Origin of the sequence: Pseudonocardia sp. (assembly GCF_029263155.1) — a bacterium.
Taxonomy (GTDB): Bacteria; Actinomycetota; Actinomycetes; order Mycobacteriales; family Pseudonocardiaceae; genus Pseudonocardia.
In genome coordinates, this window is the sequence record NZ_JAJCYB010000015.1 from 1 (window position 1) to 16,094 (window position 16,094).

Below are 16,094 nucleotides of genomic sequence, written 5' to 3' on the forward strand. Positions count from 1 at the left end.
GAGCTGCACGAACAGAGCCCCCCACCCGGGCCGGATCACGGCCTGGGACGGCACCACGGAGCACCACGCAGCCCAGCTGAACCGCATCCCGACCCCCTCCAGGAGCCCGCATGACCCGCCTACCGAGCAGATCTCAGTCCCGAACCGGCTGTTCGACACCGGCCACCTAGGCGCCTACCGCAGGTGGATCCTGGGGCAGCGGCGCCCCGCCTGACGTTGGCCTCGTCGAGGCGCAACCTCTCCCGACGGTCGTGGTGTAGAAAGTCCTCCCCACCGCCGCCCGTGCCGCTCTCCAAGACCTTGACGCGTCGAGGAGTACGTCCGCCAAGCACTGGAAATGTCTGTGTCAGCAGACACACTGTGTGCGTGTTGAGACTGCGCAGCGTTCCGGAGTGGGTGCGGCCGCCCCTGCGGGCGGTCTCGGGGACCGAGGAGTTCCAGTTGTGGGTGTTCGGTCGGACGCGGGCGCCGCAGGCGCTGGGGTCGTGGTCGGCGCTGTCGTGGCTGAGCACGACAGATGAGGTGCAGAGTCCGGGTCTGCTCGTCCGGCGGAACTCGCCGACTGAGGTTGCGGCCTGGGCGGAGATGGTGGTCGCGGACGAGGTTGCGGACGGCGGCGCATACCCGCCGACGTCGTGGTGGACCGAGCACAGAATCGAGGTCCCGGACCGGTTGGATCGCGAAGAGTGGGCCAAGCGGGTCGGCAGCCTCTACGAGCGCCACTATGCGCACGGCGTCCACGTGGCGCTGGCCTGGCTGACCGGGTCCGTCGATGATCCGGCGTTGATGGTGCCGATCCGCGACGGCGACGGGGAGTTCATCCTGCAGGCGACCCGGGATGAGTACCGGTCGGTCCTGCGGAAGTTGTCCGCGCCGTTGCCCGGGACGGCGACGCCGCGTCCCGGGCGGTCGCTTGAGCATCGTCGCTGACCACACTCACCCGAACTCGCGCGCGAGCGCCGGTTCACGGTGACGCGCGTCCGTGGAGTCGGCGGAATCGTCGGTGTGCCACCGGGTGAGCTGCTCGGCGCGGTTCTCGACGTCGGCGCGCTCATCGAGCGCGGCGCGGGCGTTGATTTCGGCGAGCGCACGGCCGGCGCGGGTGAGGGCATCGGCGGTCTCGTCGGCGGTCGGGACCCGGACGCTGTCCTCGTCCTTCTGCGCCGGTTCCGCTGCCGCGATGTCGCGCAGGTCGGGCACCAGGACCTCGGCGCCGTCGTGTCCTCGGTCGACCGTGTCGGCGGCTGGTTCGTCTGCGAGGTCGTGTTCGGTGATGGCGCGGTGGGCGTCGTCCTCGGCGCGGGCCTGTTGGTCGGCGGCGAGCCATTCCTCGGCGGTGACCAGCTGCTCCGGCTCCGCGTCGTCGGCGTGCCGCTCGGCCAGCAGCAGGCGGGATCGGTCGGCGGCGGCGCGGGTCTCGGCGGTATGGGCGAGGAACGTCCCTCGGGCATCGTCGAGGCCTTGGAGTTCGACGGCGCGCCCGTCCAGGGTCTCGGCGAGCGCGGCCGCCGCTTCCGCTTCGCGGTGCAGCCGCGCTTCCTCGGCGGGGTCGGGAGTGCCGGCGGCTTCGGCGCGGCGCAGGGTCGCGGTGTGGTGGTGGTGCGCGGCGGCTTGGCAGGTGCCCGCCAGCTCGTTGCCGACGTACCTGGGTCCCCATGCCTGTTCGCGTTCCCAGGCGCGGATGCGTGCGCGGTGCTGGCCGTCGGACATCTCATGTTCGGTCTGGTCGATCTCCGGGCGGCCGAGGGCGGTCCAGGCGGCGCGGTAGGCGGCATACTGCTCGACCTGGCCGGGCTTGGGCGCGGCGCCGAGCGCGTCGTCGGGGTGGTCGTGCTCGCGCAGCTCTCGGTACGCGGCGACCACGCCGGCCCGGTGTGCCCACACGTCGCGATCCGGACCGTCGGCCGGCGGGACGCCGAGGGCCTCGACCGCCCACGCGGGCGGATCGTCGGCGGCCTCGGCGCCCAGCTGGGCGGCGCGCGTGTCGGCCGCGTCGGCGAGCGCGCCGAGGTAGGTGTTCCACTCGGGGCTGGCGGTGGCGGGTATCCATTCGCGGTAGGTCGAGCCGAGCGGGTCGAACCGGCGAGTGTTGCCGTCGGTGATGCGCGAGTAGATGACGTTCGTGGTGTTGGTCGCGCCGGCGAGCGGGCAAGACGCGACGGCGTCGTGCAGCAGCTGGCGCGGGTCGAGACCGGACAGCTCGGCGCGCCGCAGTACGCGGGTGAGCGACGGCGCGCCGTTCTCGGCGGCAATCCGGCCGCGCTGCTCGGGGGTCAGGGCACCGGTGTCGGTCAGCTCGTCGAGCCAGCGGACGGTGCGCTCGGTGGCGGCCAGCTGGGCGGCGTCGGCGAGCAGCTCCGCCGGGGTGGCGACGTTGCCCATCTGGGCGGCCGACTCGGTGGCGAGGGCGACCGCAGAGCGGGCGTCGAGCGGATCGTGCTCGTCCAGCAGCCCGGCGAGTACCGCGACCGGGTCGCGGTGTAGCTGGTGCGCGTCGCTGCCCTGCGCGGGGTCGGCGACCTGGGAGATGGTGGCGACGTGCGCGGTGTTCGCCTGCTGCCCCCGGGACAGCGCGACGTACAGCGCGGCCGGTGAGGTTGCGCAGGTGATGACGGCGTGGCTGCGGTCCACGGTCTGGCCCTGGGCGGCGTGCACCGTCGTGGCGTAGGCGAGGGCGAGGTGCTGGGCGACGTAGTCGGCGGGCAACACCAGGCGCTCGCCGAACCCGTCGCCGGCCAGGGTGGTGACGTCGAGCCCGCCGTCGTCACGGACGGCGGTCACCCGGTAGGTCTCGCGGTTGATCGGCCCGCGCCGGTTGCCCTCGACTCCAGCGAGGTGCCAGGAATTGAGCCGCGCCTGGACGAGATCCCCGACGCCGGCGTAGGTGCCCTGCATGCCCAGGTCGACACCGTCCTCTTCAACGCGGCCGAGGCGGACCAGTTCGGCGCGCAGCTCGGCCGAGAGGCGGGCGGCCTGCTCGTTGGTGTCGACCAGCAGTAGCGAGCGCCTCCCGGCGAGGGTGTCGGCGAGCCAGCCGAGCGCGGCCGAAGTCTCGGCCTGCTCACGGGTGCCGGCGTCGAGCAGCCGGCCCTGTCGGTGGTAGGTGCGCAGGACCGTCCGGTCGCCGGCACGCAGCCGCAACGACGCGTCCCGCTCCCAGGCGTGCTCGAAGCGGCGGGCCTCGGCGAGCTCGTAGCGGGTGCCGGACTGCGCGAGCAGGTCCATCGCGCCGCCGGCGCCGATCGCGGCCAGCTGGCGGTGGTCGCCGACGAGCAGCAGCTTCGCCCCGGCCTCGTTTGCTCGATGGTGGATCTGGGCGACCGCGGCGGTGTCGGTCATCGCGGACTCGTCGACCACCACCAGGTCGCCGACGCGCAGCCGCCACGCCTCGTCCTCGCCGGCCGGGCCGCGCTCGCCTGCTGCGGTGTTGAGCCGGTTCTGGGTTTCCAACCACCGAGTGACGTTCCGCGCGGTGAGTCCCTCGGCGGTGAGGACGTCGGTGGCGATCTGCGAGGTCGCCAGGCCGAACACCCGCCGCTGTGCGCCGGCGGCCAGTTCTGGGTCGGTCCAGCCATGTGCGATCGTGCAGACAACGAACGACTTTCCGGTCCCGGCCGGGCCGACCAGCGACTCGACCTGGGCTCCGGAGGTCAGCACGCCGCGGACGGCGGCGGCCTGGTCGACACCGAGCTCAAGCCCGGACTCGCGCAGCTGCTCGAGGAACCGCCGCGCCGCCGGTCCGGGCAGCGCCGCCGCCCCGCCGGCGGCGGTCGCGGCCACGAGCGCCCGCTCGGTGCGCACCTGCTCGGGTGTGGCATAGAGCTGGGCCCCGGGCGCTTGGTAGGGCGACTGCCCGTTCGCCAGGCGCAGATCGGCGGGGAGCAGCTCGTCTCCGGGCCGGGCTTCGTCCAGCACCGTCGCGTACCGCAGCGCCTCGTCGGTGAGACGGTCCAGCAGCCGAGCCACGTCGGTGCCTTCGGGCAGCCCGAGGTAGTCCGGGAGCGCTGCGTTGATCGCGCTGGCCAGGTCGGCGCGGGTCCACCCGGCCTTACGTTTCTGGACCTCGGCAAGCGCCAACTCGATCACCGCCCCCGGTGACCACGGCATCGGGGTGGGTCCGCCCTGCTCGCGCGCGTCCAGCGCGGCGTGGGCGACGCTGGCCAAGCCGCCGGTGACGTCGGCGCGGATGCGGCCGTCGATGCGGTCGAGCAGCTGCTCGCGGGTCTCCCCCGTGTGCGACTTGGCCTTGCGCGTGATGAGGGTGGCCTGCTGGGCAAGCCGGTCGCGTTGCAGGCCGTTCGGGGCCTGACCGTAGCGTTGCTCGAACGCCTCGATCAGCTCGGCCGCCTTCGCGGTCACCTTCCGGCGGCGGGTGGAGATCAGGTCCATGGCCTGCTGCGGGACTCCAACGACCTCGCGTGCCTTGCCATCCGGGCGGGTGGCCACCAGCATGCCGAGCGCGTGGGTGAGCCGCTCCTCGGTGGTTCGCTCGGCCACCGCTGCGGCGGCGGGCCGGAACTTGTAGAGCGCCTTCGAGTCCAGCGTCCGCCAGGTGCCATCCGGGCCCTCGACGCGGTTGAGCACCCCGTTGTGGATGTGGAGGTGCGGGTCGTGTTCGCGGGAGTCGTGCTGGAAGAACGACGCGACGACCCAGTCGTGCGCGTCGACCCACCGCCCGGCGGCGCCGCCGTGATGCCCAACTCGGGAGTAGCCGGCTTTCTCCGCGAAGTAGGCCAGCCCGGCGTTGTTGCCCGCCCAGATCGCGTCCTCGACGGCGGTGCGGAACTCGGCCCACGCGGCGGCGGTGTCCTCGTCACCTGCCTGGCGGGCGGCGACCTCTTGTGCCTCGAACGCGGTGTGGATGAGCGTCACCGACTTCTGAACGTTGAACGTCAGGTCGAAGAAGGCGACGTTGTGCCGGGCGTTCTGGCCCGCCTCGACCCGCAGTTCAGTGCGACGTTCAGCGGTGGCGTCCGGTTCGCGTTCAAGGGCGGTGGCGTACAGCTCGCCCTCGGTCAGGTACTTCCGACCGACGTGGCCGAGGGTGGACACCTCGTCCCAGCGCCGCGGGTCGCTGAACCCCTCGGCACGCGGATCGAGGAACCGCTCGTAGACCGCCCGCATGTCCTGGGCGTCCACCAGCCCGAGGAGCCCGAGTTTCTCCGCGCCGGCCCCCCACCAGCGGCCCGGCGGCTCACCGGCGGCGACCGCCCCGGTGTAGTAGCTCTCCCGGCCCGTAGCGACCTCCTTGAGCAGGTACTCCGGGCTGTAGCCGCGGGTCACCTTCAGCACCACGGCGACCACCCCCTGAGCGAAACGATCTTGCAGAGATCGACTTCGGGCGCGCCCGCGCGCGGCGGCGGTCCGGGCCGGCCGGAGGCCGGACCGCACCCTCGGATCGGGATGCCAAGGTGTGCTGCTCTTGTTCTTGTCGTTCGTGGCTCTGGCTCTGGGCTCGTGATGGTGGTGGTTCTGCTGGAGTGCTGCTGGGCGCTGAGTCGGGTCGATGTCTCGGTGGTCGGGTTCGGGTCGGTGTTGATCGTCGGTCGGGTCATCGCTGGGTGTCCTCATCGGCGGTTGCATCGGGTTCGGCCCGGTCGTTTAGGTCCGCTGGGTGCTCGCGGAGGTGTTTGAGGACGTGCGCGGCGGTGCCCCGCGAGACCTCGGCGGCGGCTTCGAGTTCGGTGACGGTCGGCAGCGCGCCGTGCTGGTCGGCGTGCCGCTGGGCGGCCGCGCGGGCTCGGTCGCGCGCCGGGGACGGCAGCGCTCGTGCCTCGGGCCGTTGAACGGGCGCCTCCGGCAAGGCCGGAGCGGCCTCAGCCGGGTGCGAAGGCTGAACGCCGGGCGCCCGGACTACCGCGCCGTTGCGGTGCGGCTCGTGGTGAACACAGGCCGCCGGATGAACAGCACCGTTGAACGGCGACGGCTGTACGGGGCCAGATGAACACCGCTGACCGTCGGTCCAGGTCTCAGCGGGATGGTGGTCGGCGATGAGCAGATAGAGCAGGTGAGCGACGATCGCGGCGGCGATCGCGGGCCAGGCGCCAACCCCGAACCGCAGTGCGGCTGGCGCGACGAACCCGGCCGCCCCCGCGCCGGGCGGTACGTCGGCGGCGAGATAGGCGGCCTGGGCCAGCCCGGACAGACCGGCGGCGAGGATGACGACCGCCCAGGCGTAACGGCGCCCACCGTCGGTGAGCCGGGCGGTGCCGGCGTATGCGACGAGGGCGAGCCCGTCGGTGATCAGCGGGTAGAGCCACGCGATCCCGGCCGGCACCCGGGCGGCGACCGCGACCTCGTACAGGCCGTGCGCAGTGGCCACTGCGGCGCCGAGCGCGACGGCCAGCCCGGGCAGCCAGATCGCCGCCCGCAGCGCCCGCCGACGCGGCTCCCCCGGCGCCGGCTCGTGCTCGCAGGGCGGCAACACCGCCGCCCCGTTCACGGTCATCGGGGGGCACCATTCTGCGCGGTGGCCGGCGCCACCGGGCGCGGAGCGGGCTCGGGCGCGGGCTCGTCCCGGGCGGTGGCCCACCAGGCCGCGATTGACGCGACCGCGTCGACGCCGGGGACCGGGATGGCGCCGGTCGGGTACTGGTCGCGGTCCGGGCGGGTCATGTGCCGCTCGCGTGAGCACGTGCCGACCTGCGCCTTGATCCGGCGCACCACGGCCGGGCGTTGCCGGTCGTGCCAGTCCCCGGCGAGCTGCACCGACGCCGCCGCGCTCTGGTAGGCGACGAGCCAGGCGTGCATCAGCCAGAGCAGCTCCTCAACGACGTCGGGGTGGTAGAGCCAGCACTCGGGCAGCCCGACGACCGCGTCGGGGTATCGCAGGTAGACGGTGTGTAGCCAGACGACCAGGTCATCGAGTACCTGGGCGAGAACCTCGGGGTCGTGGGACGCGGACAGCCAGGACGGCGCCGGGGTCGGCCCGGTCCGGGCCAGCGCCGTGGCCACCGTGTCGGTCAGGCGGGCGACGAGCCCGGCGATCTCGTCGACCCGCTCCGGCAGTCCCCGCAGCGCGGCGAACTCGCGGCGCAGCACCTCGACCTCGCTGGCCAGCCCGGCCAGCGCCCCGGGCCGCCCGCACTCGTGCGCGCCGTCCCCGGCGGCAGGGCTCGGCGGGGCGGCAGGTGGCGTCCTCGGTGGCGGGGTCATCGGTTCCACCCGTCCTCCGGCGGCAGGGCTCGCCGGGCTGGCCGCATCGGCACCACAACATCGCCGTCGACGACGCGCGGATCGCGGTAGGAGATCGGGCCGCCGCGCCCTGTCACCCGAACCCGCAGCGCGGTGATCCAGCCCCCGACGACGCGGAGGCCAGCGCGGACCCAGCCGATCACCGGCCGGCTACGCGCGGCGATCCAGCGTCCGGTGGCCGAACGCCGCCCGGCGACGTACGCCCTGGCGCGGACGGTCAGCGCGCCGGGGTGGTGATAGTCGTGCACGTCCCGGCGCCGCCACGCCTGCTCGGCTCGCCCGACAACGGGCGGCATGTCGCGGCGGAACACCACGACCCGCCGCGCCGGGAGATTCGCCAGCTGCGCGGGCGAGAGCACCGGCACTCGCCGGGTGGACCGAGACGCGAGCCGGCCGTGCAGGTCGGTGGTGATGATGGGTTCCTCGCGGTCGCCGGCGAGGGTGGACCAGTAGGTCAGGTCGTCGCGGTCCGCGGTGCCGCCGAACAGGATGCGGGCACCGGAGTTGTTGAGTATGACCGCGGCCTTGGCCTCGCCGTAGCGGTCGACGAGCTGGGCGCGGGACTGGAAGCAGGCCACGATCGACACCCCGCGACCGCCCATGTCCGCGGTCCACCGGTCCAACGGAACCGGGCAGATCAGCGCCGCCTCGTCCAACCGCAGCGACAGCGGCGGATCCAGTCGCCCGCCCGGGCGAAAGGCGGCCAGCCGGCGGGCCTCGCGCGCGATGTGCCCGGTCAGCGCGCACACCAGCGGCGCGACCTGCGCCTCCTCCCCACCCAGCAGATACACCGTCGCCTTGCTCGCCAGCAGGGCAGCGACATCGAAGGCCCGCCCGCCCTGCCCGACCGGCGCCGCGGCCGCCCGCGCCGGCCCGTGGGTGAGCCACCCCAGCGCGGGAGCGATCGTGGCGGTGATCGAGGTGCGGGTGCGGTCGTTGGTGGTGATGAACTGCCCAACCGAGGTCTCGAACGCCGGCTCCGGGCTGCCGCGCAGCAGCGCCATGATCTCCGGCTCCTCGCGATCCAGGTTCGCCAGCCAGCGCTGCACGTCGAGCATCGTCTTACCGCCGAGCGCGGCGGCGTGCATCAGCGCGGCGAGGTTGCGACGGGCCTGGTCGTCCCAGAACTCTCGATCGCCGCTTCCGGGCCGGTTGGCGGCGGCGAGCATGTCGGAGGCACGCTCGTTCGCGGTCACCGGATCGGCGCAGCCGGTGAGCGGATCGAACGTGATCGTCGAAGCGAGCCCGCCCAGCCCGACGGGGTTGAACACCAACACCGGACCTTGCTCGGCGCGCAGCGGCCCCGTCTGCTCCAGCAGATCCATCCGTGTCGAGGTCACCAGCACAGCGCCCGGGGCGTCCAGCACGCGGCCGGCCAGCCACTGCGTCTTACCGACCCGGGGCCCGCCGAACACGACGACCACGTCCTCGATCGAGGCCCACACCCGCAGCGCACCGACCCGGCACAGCTCGACCCCCACCTCGATCGCGGGTAGCCAGGCGAGCTGCCCGAGCCGCGCGCGGCGGCTGGCCGGCGCGAGCGAGGGGCGGACCGCGGGGGCACGGCGACGCATCGCGACCGCCGACCCGGCCCTGGCGATGTCCACCGAGGACGCGACGCCGGACTTGCGGCGAACGCGCGCGCCCCATCGGGTGACCGTCGCCTCGGACCGGGACCACTGCACCCACATCAACCAGCCCGCGACCAGCCCGACCAACCCCAGCAGCCACGGGTCCGACTGGCGCACCAGCGTCATCGCCGGCAGCACCGCCGCCGCGGCGAACCCGACCGCCGCACCGCGAGCCCCGCGCCGCCAGCTAACGAGTGCGCCCGCCACGAGCACCGCCAGGATGATCAACGTCGAGCCGTTCATGCCGACACCTCCCGCGTCTCCGTGCCAGCGAGCACGGCCCATCGCCGCGCCGTCTCCTCGCACACCCCGCACACCTGGGCCACCTCGCGCGCCGGGCGCCCGGCCGCCAGCAGCGCCCGCCCGGCTGCGGAGCGCTCGCGCCGGTTCGCTGCCGTCCGCGCCGTCTCGACGAGCGCGGCGATCCGGTCCACAGGTGGCCGGGGCAGCCCCCGCCGCTCCTCCGGCGTCAGCCCGCCCGCGATCCCTTCACCGAGCGAGCGCAAGGCGAATGACAGGCACTCCGGATGCACCGGGCACGCAGCACAGACCCGTTTGGCCGCCGCAACCTGCGCCTCGTACGCCCGGCCGCTGTTGGCCTCAGGGAAAAACAGCTCCGGGTCGACCTGCCGGCACATCGCCAGCTCCCGCCAGTCCTCCACCGCGTCGGCCGTCACCGCGGTGGTTGTCTGGGCGCTCATTCGCGGTTCCCCAGGTGATCCGCCAGGCCGGCCGCCCGGCCCAGCCGCTGAGCCAGCTCGACCACCGCCGGCCCGATGTCCTCAAGCTCGACCACCAGCGCGAGCGCGGTCTCAGACCCCGGCCGGTCACCCCGGTCGTCGTACAACGACGGATCGCCGGCCTGAACCTCCGCGAACCGTGCCAGCTGCCCCACCAGCTGCTGGAGGCCGAACACGGCCGCGTGCAGCGACGCGAGCACGCTCCCGGCCGTCGCCGGGTAGGGCAGCGCGGTCCGCTTCTGGGTCGCGTTGTTCAGATACCGGACCAGCCGCTCGACCATGACGGCCGCCACCACCGTCTGCTCCGGGCCGTAGGGACCGTCATAGGGCCAGTACGCCTCCACCACCTCATAGGCGTCCACCGACGCCGGCCTGTCGTCGTGGGGGTTCACCGGGCACCACCCGGCGTCTCGGACTTCTTCAGCACCGGCGTAGTCGACTGGTCGACCGTGTCCAGCAGCCCGGCCACCGCGCCGGGCAGACCCGACCCGGCCGGAGTGGAGATGAACAACACCAGCGCGAGCAACGAGAAGGCGACCGCACCGCCCGGTACCCGCGCCTTCGCGCAAATGAATGTGCCCAGGAGCGCGAACATGATCAGTACGCCGACGTTATCCATCACGCGACACCTCCCAGCCGTGCGGTCGAGTCGTTGAGGTCCGAGTGGGCGGCGCGATTGCGCCAGTAGGCCGCCCAGCACCGCGCGTGCGCCTCGGCGGCCAGCGCGGCGCGCCAGATCAGGCGGTCGTGCGCCCGCTCGAACAGCACGGACCAGAGCTGCGCCTCCAGCTCGTAGGCCCGGGCGACCTCGGCGTCCCGGCCGAGGAACGCAGGGCCGGCGACGAGCCGCTCCCGGGTCTGGAGCAACTTCGCGAGGGCAACGTCGAGCTGGACGGTGATCGGGAGTCGGGTGGCGGTCATCGCTGTCCCCAACCGGACGCGTCGATCGCGGTCTGTTCGGTCACGGCGATCTCCGCCATCGCCTCGATCGCCTTCGCCGGGACGATCAGCCGACCGCGGATGCGCACGGCCGGGAACTCGCCAGCCCGGATGGCGCGGTAGAGCGTCACGGGCGAGGTGCCGAGCATCCGTGCCACCTCGTTGACGCTGTAGAAGCGTGGCGCCGTTGTCACGGGCGCGGGTACATCAGTGCTCATGTCATGGCTCCTTGATCGCTGGCTGCGGATCGACGGCCGGAGCCGTCCGGTCCCTGAACTGCGCGTGCTCGATGTCATGTCCCGAGATTCCGGCCAAGCAGGACGACCAGGCCACGGTCGCGGAGCGACCTCTGGACGACCTCCGAGCGACCTCTAACGGCCCAAACTAGCCAAACTAGCCAAACTCGCTATACACGCCACAGTAGCAAAACGCGTCAATCTCGCCAACAGGTCGCGTCAAACTCGCCGCATGAGACGATCGGGCCATGAACGGCAGGCTTGTCACCACAACGGAGGCAGCTCAGAAGGTCGGCGTCAGCGCGCGTTCGCTCGCTCGCTGGGTGCAAGAGGGACGCGTGCAACCGACGGTCCGAACGCCCGGCGGTCACCTCCGCTGGGACGTCGAACAGCTCCGCCGTCAGCTCGCAGAGGCACCCGTGCCTGAGGCCGCCGACCAGCCCGAGCTGGAGCCAGTCGCGGCCGCGATCGTGGTCTCGGAGCTCGGCGTGCTCGTCGGCCGGCGTCACGACGGCAACCCGCCGTGGACGTTCATCGCCGGCAAAATCGAGCCCGGCGAGAGTCCAGCGGATGCCGCGGTCCGCGAAGTCAAGGAGGAGACCGGCCTCGTCGTGCGAGCCGCTGCCCGCCCCATCGGGCGGCGGGTCCACCCGAGGACCGGGCGCATGATGATCTACCTGGAGTGCTATCCGACCGAAGGCACCGACGTGCAGGTCGGCGACCCCGAAGAGCTTGCCGAGGTGCGATGGCTCGACCTCGACGAGCTGGACGGGTACCTGCCCGGCATGTTCGAGCCGGTCCGGACCTACCTGGGCAAGGCGCTCGGACGGAAGTAGCTCATTACGCCAAATGGCCCCACGATCCGGCCCCCATTGCGTACCGTGACGATCACGGCCGTCAGGGGGAGGACATGCCGGATCGTGATCGGGTCGCCCGGACCCTGCTCGAACAGCGCATCTGGGATCGTGAGGCGACCTACGAGGAGCAGGTCGCCGAATTCATGGCGCTCGCGCGCAAGCTCAATGAGCCGGCCACGCTGAGCGTCCGGCACCTCCAGCGTCTCGCCGCCGGTCAGCGTTCCGGTGAGCGCGCGACCCCGAGTACACGTCGCGTGATGCGGCAGCTGTACGGGAACTCGCTCGACGACCTCCTCGGGCCACCTGCGCGGGTTCCCGCCGTCGTTGACCCGTCACCGTCAATCGCGCCACGGCCGGAAGCACGTCTGCTCACTACTGCGGCAGCCCGCGAGTCGCTCGACTTCGCTGCCTGGGCGGACTCCGACCATGTTGCGCCGACGCTCGTCGAGCACGTGCGCTACGAGTTGGGCCGCATCGCCATCGACTACGTCTGCACGCCGCCGTTGCCGCTGCTCCGCGACCTTGTCGAGCTACGCGACACTATGTTCAACCTGCTGCGCGAGCGGCCCAATCCGCGGCAGTCGCGCGACCTGTTCTTCATGGCCGGAACAACCTGCGTCCTGATCGCCCACGCCACGCAGAACCTCGGCGACCCTGGCTCGGCGATGGCGCAAGCCCGCACCGCCTGGGCGTGCGCCGAGCAGGCGGATCACCACGGCCTGCGGGCGTGGTTTACGGGACGCAAGCGCTGATCGCGGAGTGGTCCCGGCGCTACAAGGAGGCTGTCGCCTTCGCGCGCGCTGGCCAGCAGTTCGCGGTGACCACCGACTCGTGCGTGCGGCTCGCGGCCATCGAAGCTCGGGCCCTGTCGAAGCTCGGCAAGCCTGGCGCGGCGGTCATCGCTATCGACCGCGCGCAACGGGCACGCGACCAGGACACGGGCGCCGACGACCTGGCGAGCTTCGGTGGCATCTTGACCTTCCCGTTCGCCAAGCAGCTCTACTACGTCGGCGGGGCGCTCACCACGGCCGGACACCCGGACGCCGAGCGCCTGGCGCTCGAAGCCATCCGCCTCTACGAGAGCGGGCCGGTGGAGGAGCGCTCGTACGGCGACGAGGCGCTCGCCCGAGTCGACGTCGCGACCGCACGGCTCAACGCCGGCGACCTGGACGGCGCGGTCGCTGCGCTCGCTCCCGTCCTGGAACTACCTCCGGCGCAGCGCATCCACCAGCTGTGCGACGGGCTCGTACGCGTGCGCTCGGCACTCGCCCTACCGCCGTTCCATGACGCCCGCAATGGAGTTGAGCTGGTGAGCGCCATCGACAACTTCTCCGATCGTGGGCTGTCGACGGACGCACTATCGTCAAGCCGGTGATCGCAGACTCGGCGGATCAGGCCATTCTCGACGCGGCCTGCTCAGCGATCGACCTCGACGACGGCCCAGTGACACTGCTCAAGAAGCACGCAACGGGGATCTACCTGCACGAGCCGGCGCAAGTCGTGATGCGGGTTAGCCGAGGCAAGGAACGCGAGCGCGGTCGGACCGCCGTAGCTATCGCCAGGTGGCTCAACGAGCAGGACTTTCCCGCGACCGAGCCGCTGGACGTCGTACAGCCGTTCGACCTGGACGACGCATCGGTGACCTTCTGGCACTACTACCCACAGGGCGATCGACCAGCGCCTGAGCCGGCCGCGCTCGGGACACTACTGCGCCAGCTGCACCGCCTACCGGAGCCCCCGATCTCCCTTGCCTCTTACCGCCCTCTCGTGCGGCTCGGCGCGGCCCAGCGCGCGGACCACCTGCCGGACGACGACCGGCAGTGGCTAGGCCAACGTCGTAGCGAGCTACTCGCCGACTACGACCGGCTCGAGTCCGAACTCGGCCACGGGTTCATCCACGGCGACGCCTATCCGGGCAACGTGCTGTGGGACGGCGACCGCCCCATCCTCGGTGACTGGGACGAGATCGCTCGTGGTCCGCGCGAGCTCGACCTCGTCAACACCCACCAGGGCGCCCGCTTCGGTCGCAGCGCTGCCGACCGGGCCGCCTTCACCGACGCGTACGGCTGGGACGTTACGAGCTGGCCCGGCTTCTCGACACTGCGCGCGATGCGCGATCTCCACACCCTCGCAGTCTTCATCGAGCGCGCGGCCGCCGGCGATGAACCGGCCAGCGCGGAGCTGCGCCACCGGATCGCAACATTGCAGCTCGACCAGCCGGACGCCAGCTGGCAAAGCGCGTGACCGTGGGCGGACTCGGCGCGACGCCACCCCGGGATACTCGATGTACGACCGCTCGCTGTAGCGGGTCTCGCCAGGATGAACGATGGTGAGGCTGCCGATATCCGGCATGCTTGCCCGATGGCTGGCTTCGTGCGCCTGAGGCGGTTCAGGCACGAGTTCAACCCGTTCACCAACCAGACACCCGACGAGAAGGCCGATCTTTCTGGACTTGCTCAGCTCCTCGACGCCGTCGACCGACCCGCTGTCAGCACGACGGCCCGGATACCCACGCTGAACCGGCGGGAGATGCTGCTCAAGGAGTACGGCGAGGTCGGAAGCACGTTTCGGATGCTCACAGATATCCGGTTCAAGCTTCTTGCCTTCATCCCGCTCGCCGCAGGTGCCGCAGGTGCCGTGCTCGCGCGGATCGGCCCGGGCCCGATCACCTTCGCGTTCTTCCTGTTCGGTCTCGTGGTCACGCTTGGCCTCGCCACCTACAACGCTCGTAACGACCAGCTCTACGACACCCTCGTGGGTCGCGCCGCTGCTCTCGAACGCATGCTCGGCGACCCCGACGGGGCGTTTGCGAATCGGCCGCAGCCCTGGCTGCGCGTGGCACTCGGCGGCGGTCTCAAGTGGGAAGTCAACCACCGGACTGCCGTGGCCGCCATCTACTACGCCTCGATCGGACTCTGGGTGTTTGGCGTTGTTGATGTTGTGGCGCAGCTGGCATACGACCTCATCGCTGGCGGACCCTCTCCCCGGTGGCTCGGACTGGGCGCGGTCGGGTTCGCCGCTGTGGTCACCATCCTCGGGGCGTTTGCGGTCGCACGACGAAAGCATCGCAGAGAGCGGGAGCTGCGGCGCCTCGCCCGGGATGCCGTGATGTCGGTGGAAGCAATGTGGGCCAAAGGTTGGGACGTGGCAGTGCGGGCTCGCGACGACGGGATCCAGACGCTCAGTCGGCTCGCCGACGAGGATCCGGAGCTGATCAAGACGCGGATCAGATTCATTGCCAGGCTTCCGCCCTCGGATCTCACCTTCTTCCTCGGGTCCGCGTCGGGAGTGCAGGCCGCAGCGCAGATGGTCGCGTACCTCACTGATTTCCCACCGGAATGGCTGTACGACTGCGCCACAAGCCGCCGTCGAGCCCTGGCTTGACAACTGGACCGGTCGCCGTAGCCGGGATACAGCGACGCGAGGGGCGACTAGATTCAATGCGAGTGACGACGTGGTGTGGCACGATCACAGCAGGGGGGCACGTGGTGATCCGTGCGGGGATCTTCATCGGAGTCGACCAAACCGGCGGGCTCACGCGGCTTCGGGACGCCGCCGCCGGCGCCGAACGGATGCGTGACTGGGCGCTGACCCAAGGCGTCACGCCGCGGAATGCTGTACTGCTTGGGCCCGGCCCGGCCCGGCGGGTGAGCGCCCGTACCATAGGAGCGTGACAAGCAAGGACAAGCTGTTGCAGCTCGTCGAGCATCTGCCCGAGGACCAGGCCGACGAGCTGCTGAAGCTCGCCACCGAGCGGTACGGAGTCCCCGACCAACGACGTCCGATGCCGGCATTCGTCGGGATCGGCGACAGCGGCCGCTCCGACATCTCCGAGCGCGTCGACGACCTGCTAGTCGACGGCTTCGGGCGTCCCTAACCGCCCGTGATCATCGTGGACACGGGCGTGCTCTACGCCCTGGCCGACCGCCGCGACACCCACCACGAAGCCTGTGTGCGCTGGCTCGTTGCCGCTCCCCGCTCCCTGATCGTGCCGCCGCTGGTCATCGCGGAAGCGTGCTACCTGATCGGCCGACATCTCGGGGCCACCGCCGAAGCGACCTTCCTCGACGAGTTCGTACCCGGCAAGGCCCTCTCACTGGGCGACCTCCAGCAGCAAGACCTTGAACGGACGGCCGTCCTGGTCCGCCAATACGCCGACCTCGGGCTCGGCGCCACCGATGCCACCGTCATCGCCACCGCTGAGAGGCTGGACATCGCCAGCATCGCGACCGTCGATCGCCGCCACTTCACCGTGGTCCGACCCAAGCACGTCGGGTCGTTCACCTTGCTGCCCGAAGTGCTGTGAGGCGCGCTGGACGCTGGGGCCGCGTGGAATGGATCGTGGAATGAACTACCGGCTAGGTGGCCGGTGTCGAACAGCCGGTTCGGGACTGAGATCTGCTCGGTAGGCGGGTCATGCGGGCTCCTGGAGGGGGTCGGGATGCGGTTCAGCTGGGCTGCGTGGTGCTCCGTGGTGCCGTCCCAGGCCGTGATCCG

General features: G+C 71.5%; 16 protein-coding genes and 1 pseudogene. 8 read left to right on the plus strand and 9 right to left on the minus strand.

Annotation, left to right across the window (positions count from 1 at the left end):
* The first annotated feature begins 441 nt into the window (after nucleotides 1-441).
* Entirely contained in the window at nucleotides 442-930 is a 489-nt protein-coding gene (locus tag Q1K26_RS02405; RefSeq protein ID WP_300007458.1) for a hypothetical protein, read from the plus strand.
* Nucleotides 931-936: 6 nt separating this feature from the next.
* Here Q1K26_RS02405 and mobF read toward each other — a convergent pair whose 3' ends face one another.
* The 9 genes and pseudogenes from mobF to Q1K26_RS02450 form a co-directional block, all read right to left on the minus strand.
* On the minus strand, nucleotides 937-5,295 hold the full coding sequence (mobF, locus tag Q1K26_RS02410) for a MobF family relaxase (RefSeq protein WP_300007459.1): 4,359 nt from the start codon (nucleotides 5,293-5,295) through the stop codon (nucleotides 937-939).
* Between the two features lie 256 nt (nucleotides 5,296-5,551).
* Complete coding sequence (locus Q1K26_RS02415; RefSeq protein WP_300007460.1) at nucleotides 5,552-6,448, minus strand: hypothetical protein; 897 nt, start codon at nucleotides 6,446-6,448, stop codon at nucleotides 5,552-5,554.
* Nucleotides 6,445-7,155 (minus strand): hypothetical protein, encoded by a 711-nt coding sequence (locus Q1K26_RS02420; protein WP_300007461.1) that lies wholly within the window; start codon nucleotides 7,153-7,155, stop codon nucleotides 6,445-6,447. The genes Q1K26_RS02415 and Q1K26_RS02420 overlap by 4 nt, the downstream gene beginning before the upstream one ends.
* On the minus strand, nucleotides 7,152-9,068 hold the full coding sequence (locus Q1K26_RS02425) for a TraM recognition domain-containing protein (protein WP_300007462.1): 1,917 nt from the start codon (nucleotides 9,066-9,068) through the stop codon (nucleotides 7,152-7,154). The genes Q1K26_RS02420 and Q1K26_RS02425 overlap by 4 nt, the downstream gene beginning before the upstream one ends.
* Nucleotides 9,069-9,265: 197 nt before the next feature.
* Nucleotides 9,266-9,526: pseudogene (locus tag Q1K26_RS02430) on the minus strand (WhiB family transcriptional regulator); the annotation flags it as partial.
* Nucleotides 9,523-9,957 (minus strand): hypothetical protein, encoded by a 435-nt coding sequence (locus Q1K26_RS02435; RefSeq protein ID WP_300007463.1) that lies wholly within the window; start codon nucleotides 9,955-9,957, stop codon nucleotides 9,523-9,525. The pseudogene Q1K26_RS02430 and the gene Q1K26_RS02435, both read right to left, overlap by 4 nt.
* The gene (locus tag Q1K26_RS02440) at nucleotides 9,954-10,184 is read right to left on the minus strand and encodes a hypothetical protein (RefSeq protein WP_300007473.1); all 231 of its coding nucleotides are present in this window, start codon (nucleotides 10,182-10,184) and stop codon (nucleotides 9,954-9,956) included. Before Q1K26_RS02440 ends, Q1K26_RS02435 begins: the two co-directional genes overlap by 4 nt.
* Nucleotides 10,184-10,486 carry a hypothetical protein gene (locus tag Q1K26_RS02445; RefSeq protein WP_300007464.1) on the minus strand — a complete coding sequence of 101 codons (303 nt, stop codon included), beginning with the start codon at nucleotides 10,484-10,486 and terminating at the stop codon, nucleotides 10,184-10,186. Before Q1K26_RS02445 ends, Q1K26_RS02440 begins: the two co-directional genes overlap by 1 nt.
* Nucleotides 10,483-10,722: a helix-turn-helix domain-containing protein gene (locus tag Q1K26_RS02450; RefSeq protein ID WP_300007465.1), complete on the minus strand. Its 240-nt coding sequence runs from the start codon at nucleotides 10,720-10,722 to the stop codon at nucleotides 10,483-10,485. The genes Q1K26_RS02445 and Q1K26_RS02450 overlap by 4 nt, the downstream gene beginning before the upstream one ends.
* 266 nt (nucleotides 10,723-10,988) lie before the next feature.
* On the opposite strand from Q1K26_RS02450, the gene Q1K26_RS02455 reads away from it, so the two are divergent.
* The 7 genes from Q1K26_RS02455 to Q1K26_RS02485 all read left to right on the plus strand — a co-directional run bounded on the left by Q1K26_RS02455 (nucleotide 10,989) and on the right by Q1K26_RS02485 (nucleotide 15,903).
* Nucleotides 10,989-11,576, plus strand: coding sequence for an NUDIX domain-containing protein (locus tag Q1K26_RS02455; protein WP_300007466.1), 588 nt, complete (start codon nucleotides 10,989-10,991; stop codon nucleotides 11,574-11,576).
* A 74-nt stretch (nucleotides 11,577-11,650) separates the two neighbouring features.
* Nucleotides 11,651-12,349, plus strand: coding sequence for a hypothetical protein (locus Q1K26_RS02460; RefSeq protein WP_300007467.1), 699 nt, complete (start codon nucleotides 11,651-11,653; stop codon nucleotides 12,347-12,349).
* The gene (locus Q1K26_RS02465) at nucleotides 12,325-12,972 is read left to right on the plus strand and encodes a hypothetical protein (RefSeq protein WP_300007468.1); all 648 of its coding nucleotides are present in this window, start codon (nucleotides 12,325-12,327) and stop codon (nucleotides 12,970-12,972) included. The genes Q1K26_RS02460 and Q1K26_RS02465 overlap by 25 nt, the downstream gene beginning before the upstream one ends.
* On the plus strand, nucleotides 12,969-13,841 hold the full coding sequence (locus tag Q1K26_RS02470; RefSeq protein WP_300007469.1) for an aminoglycoside phosphotransferase family protein: 873 nt from the start codon (nucleotides 12,969-12,971) through the stop codon (nucleotides 13,839-13,841). The genes Q1K26_RS02465 and Q1K26_RS02470 overlap by 4 nt, the downstream gene beginning before the upstream one ends.
* 117 nt (nucleotides 13,842-13,958) lie before the next feature.
* Entirely contained in the window at nucleotides 13,959-14,981 is a 1,023-nt protein-coding gene (locus Q1K26_RS02475) for a hypothetical protein (protein ID WP_300007470.1), read from the plus strand.
* Nucleotides 14,982-15,267: 286 nt separating this feature from the next.
* On the plus strand, nucleotides 15,268-15,474 hold the full coding sequence (locus Q1K26_RS02480) for a hypothetical protein (protein WP_300007471.1): 207 nt from the start codon (nucleotides 15,268-15,270) through the stop codon (nucleotides 15,472-15,474).
* 6 nt (nucleotides 15,475-15,480) lie between these two features.
* Complete coding sequence (locus Q1K26_RS02485) at nucleotides 15,481-15,903, plus strand: PIN domain-containing protein (protein ID WP_300007472.1); 423 nt, start codon at nucleotides 15,481-15,483, stop codon at nucleotides 15,901-15,903.
* Nucleotides 15,904-16,094: the final 191 nt, after the last annotated feature.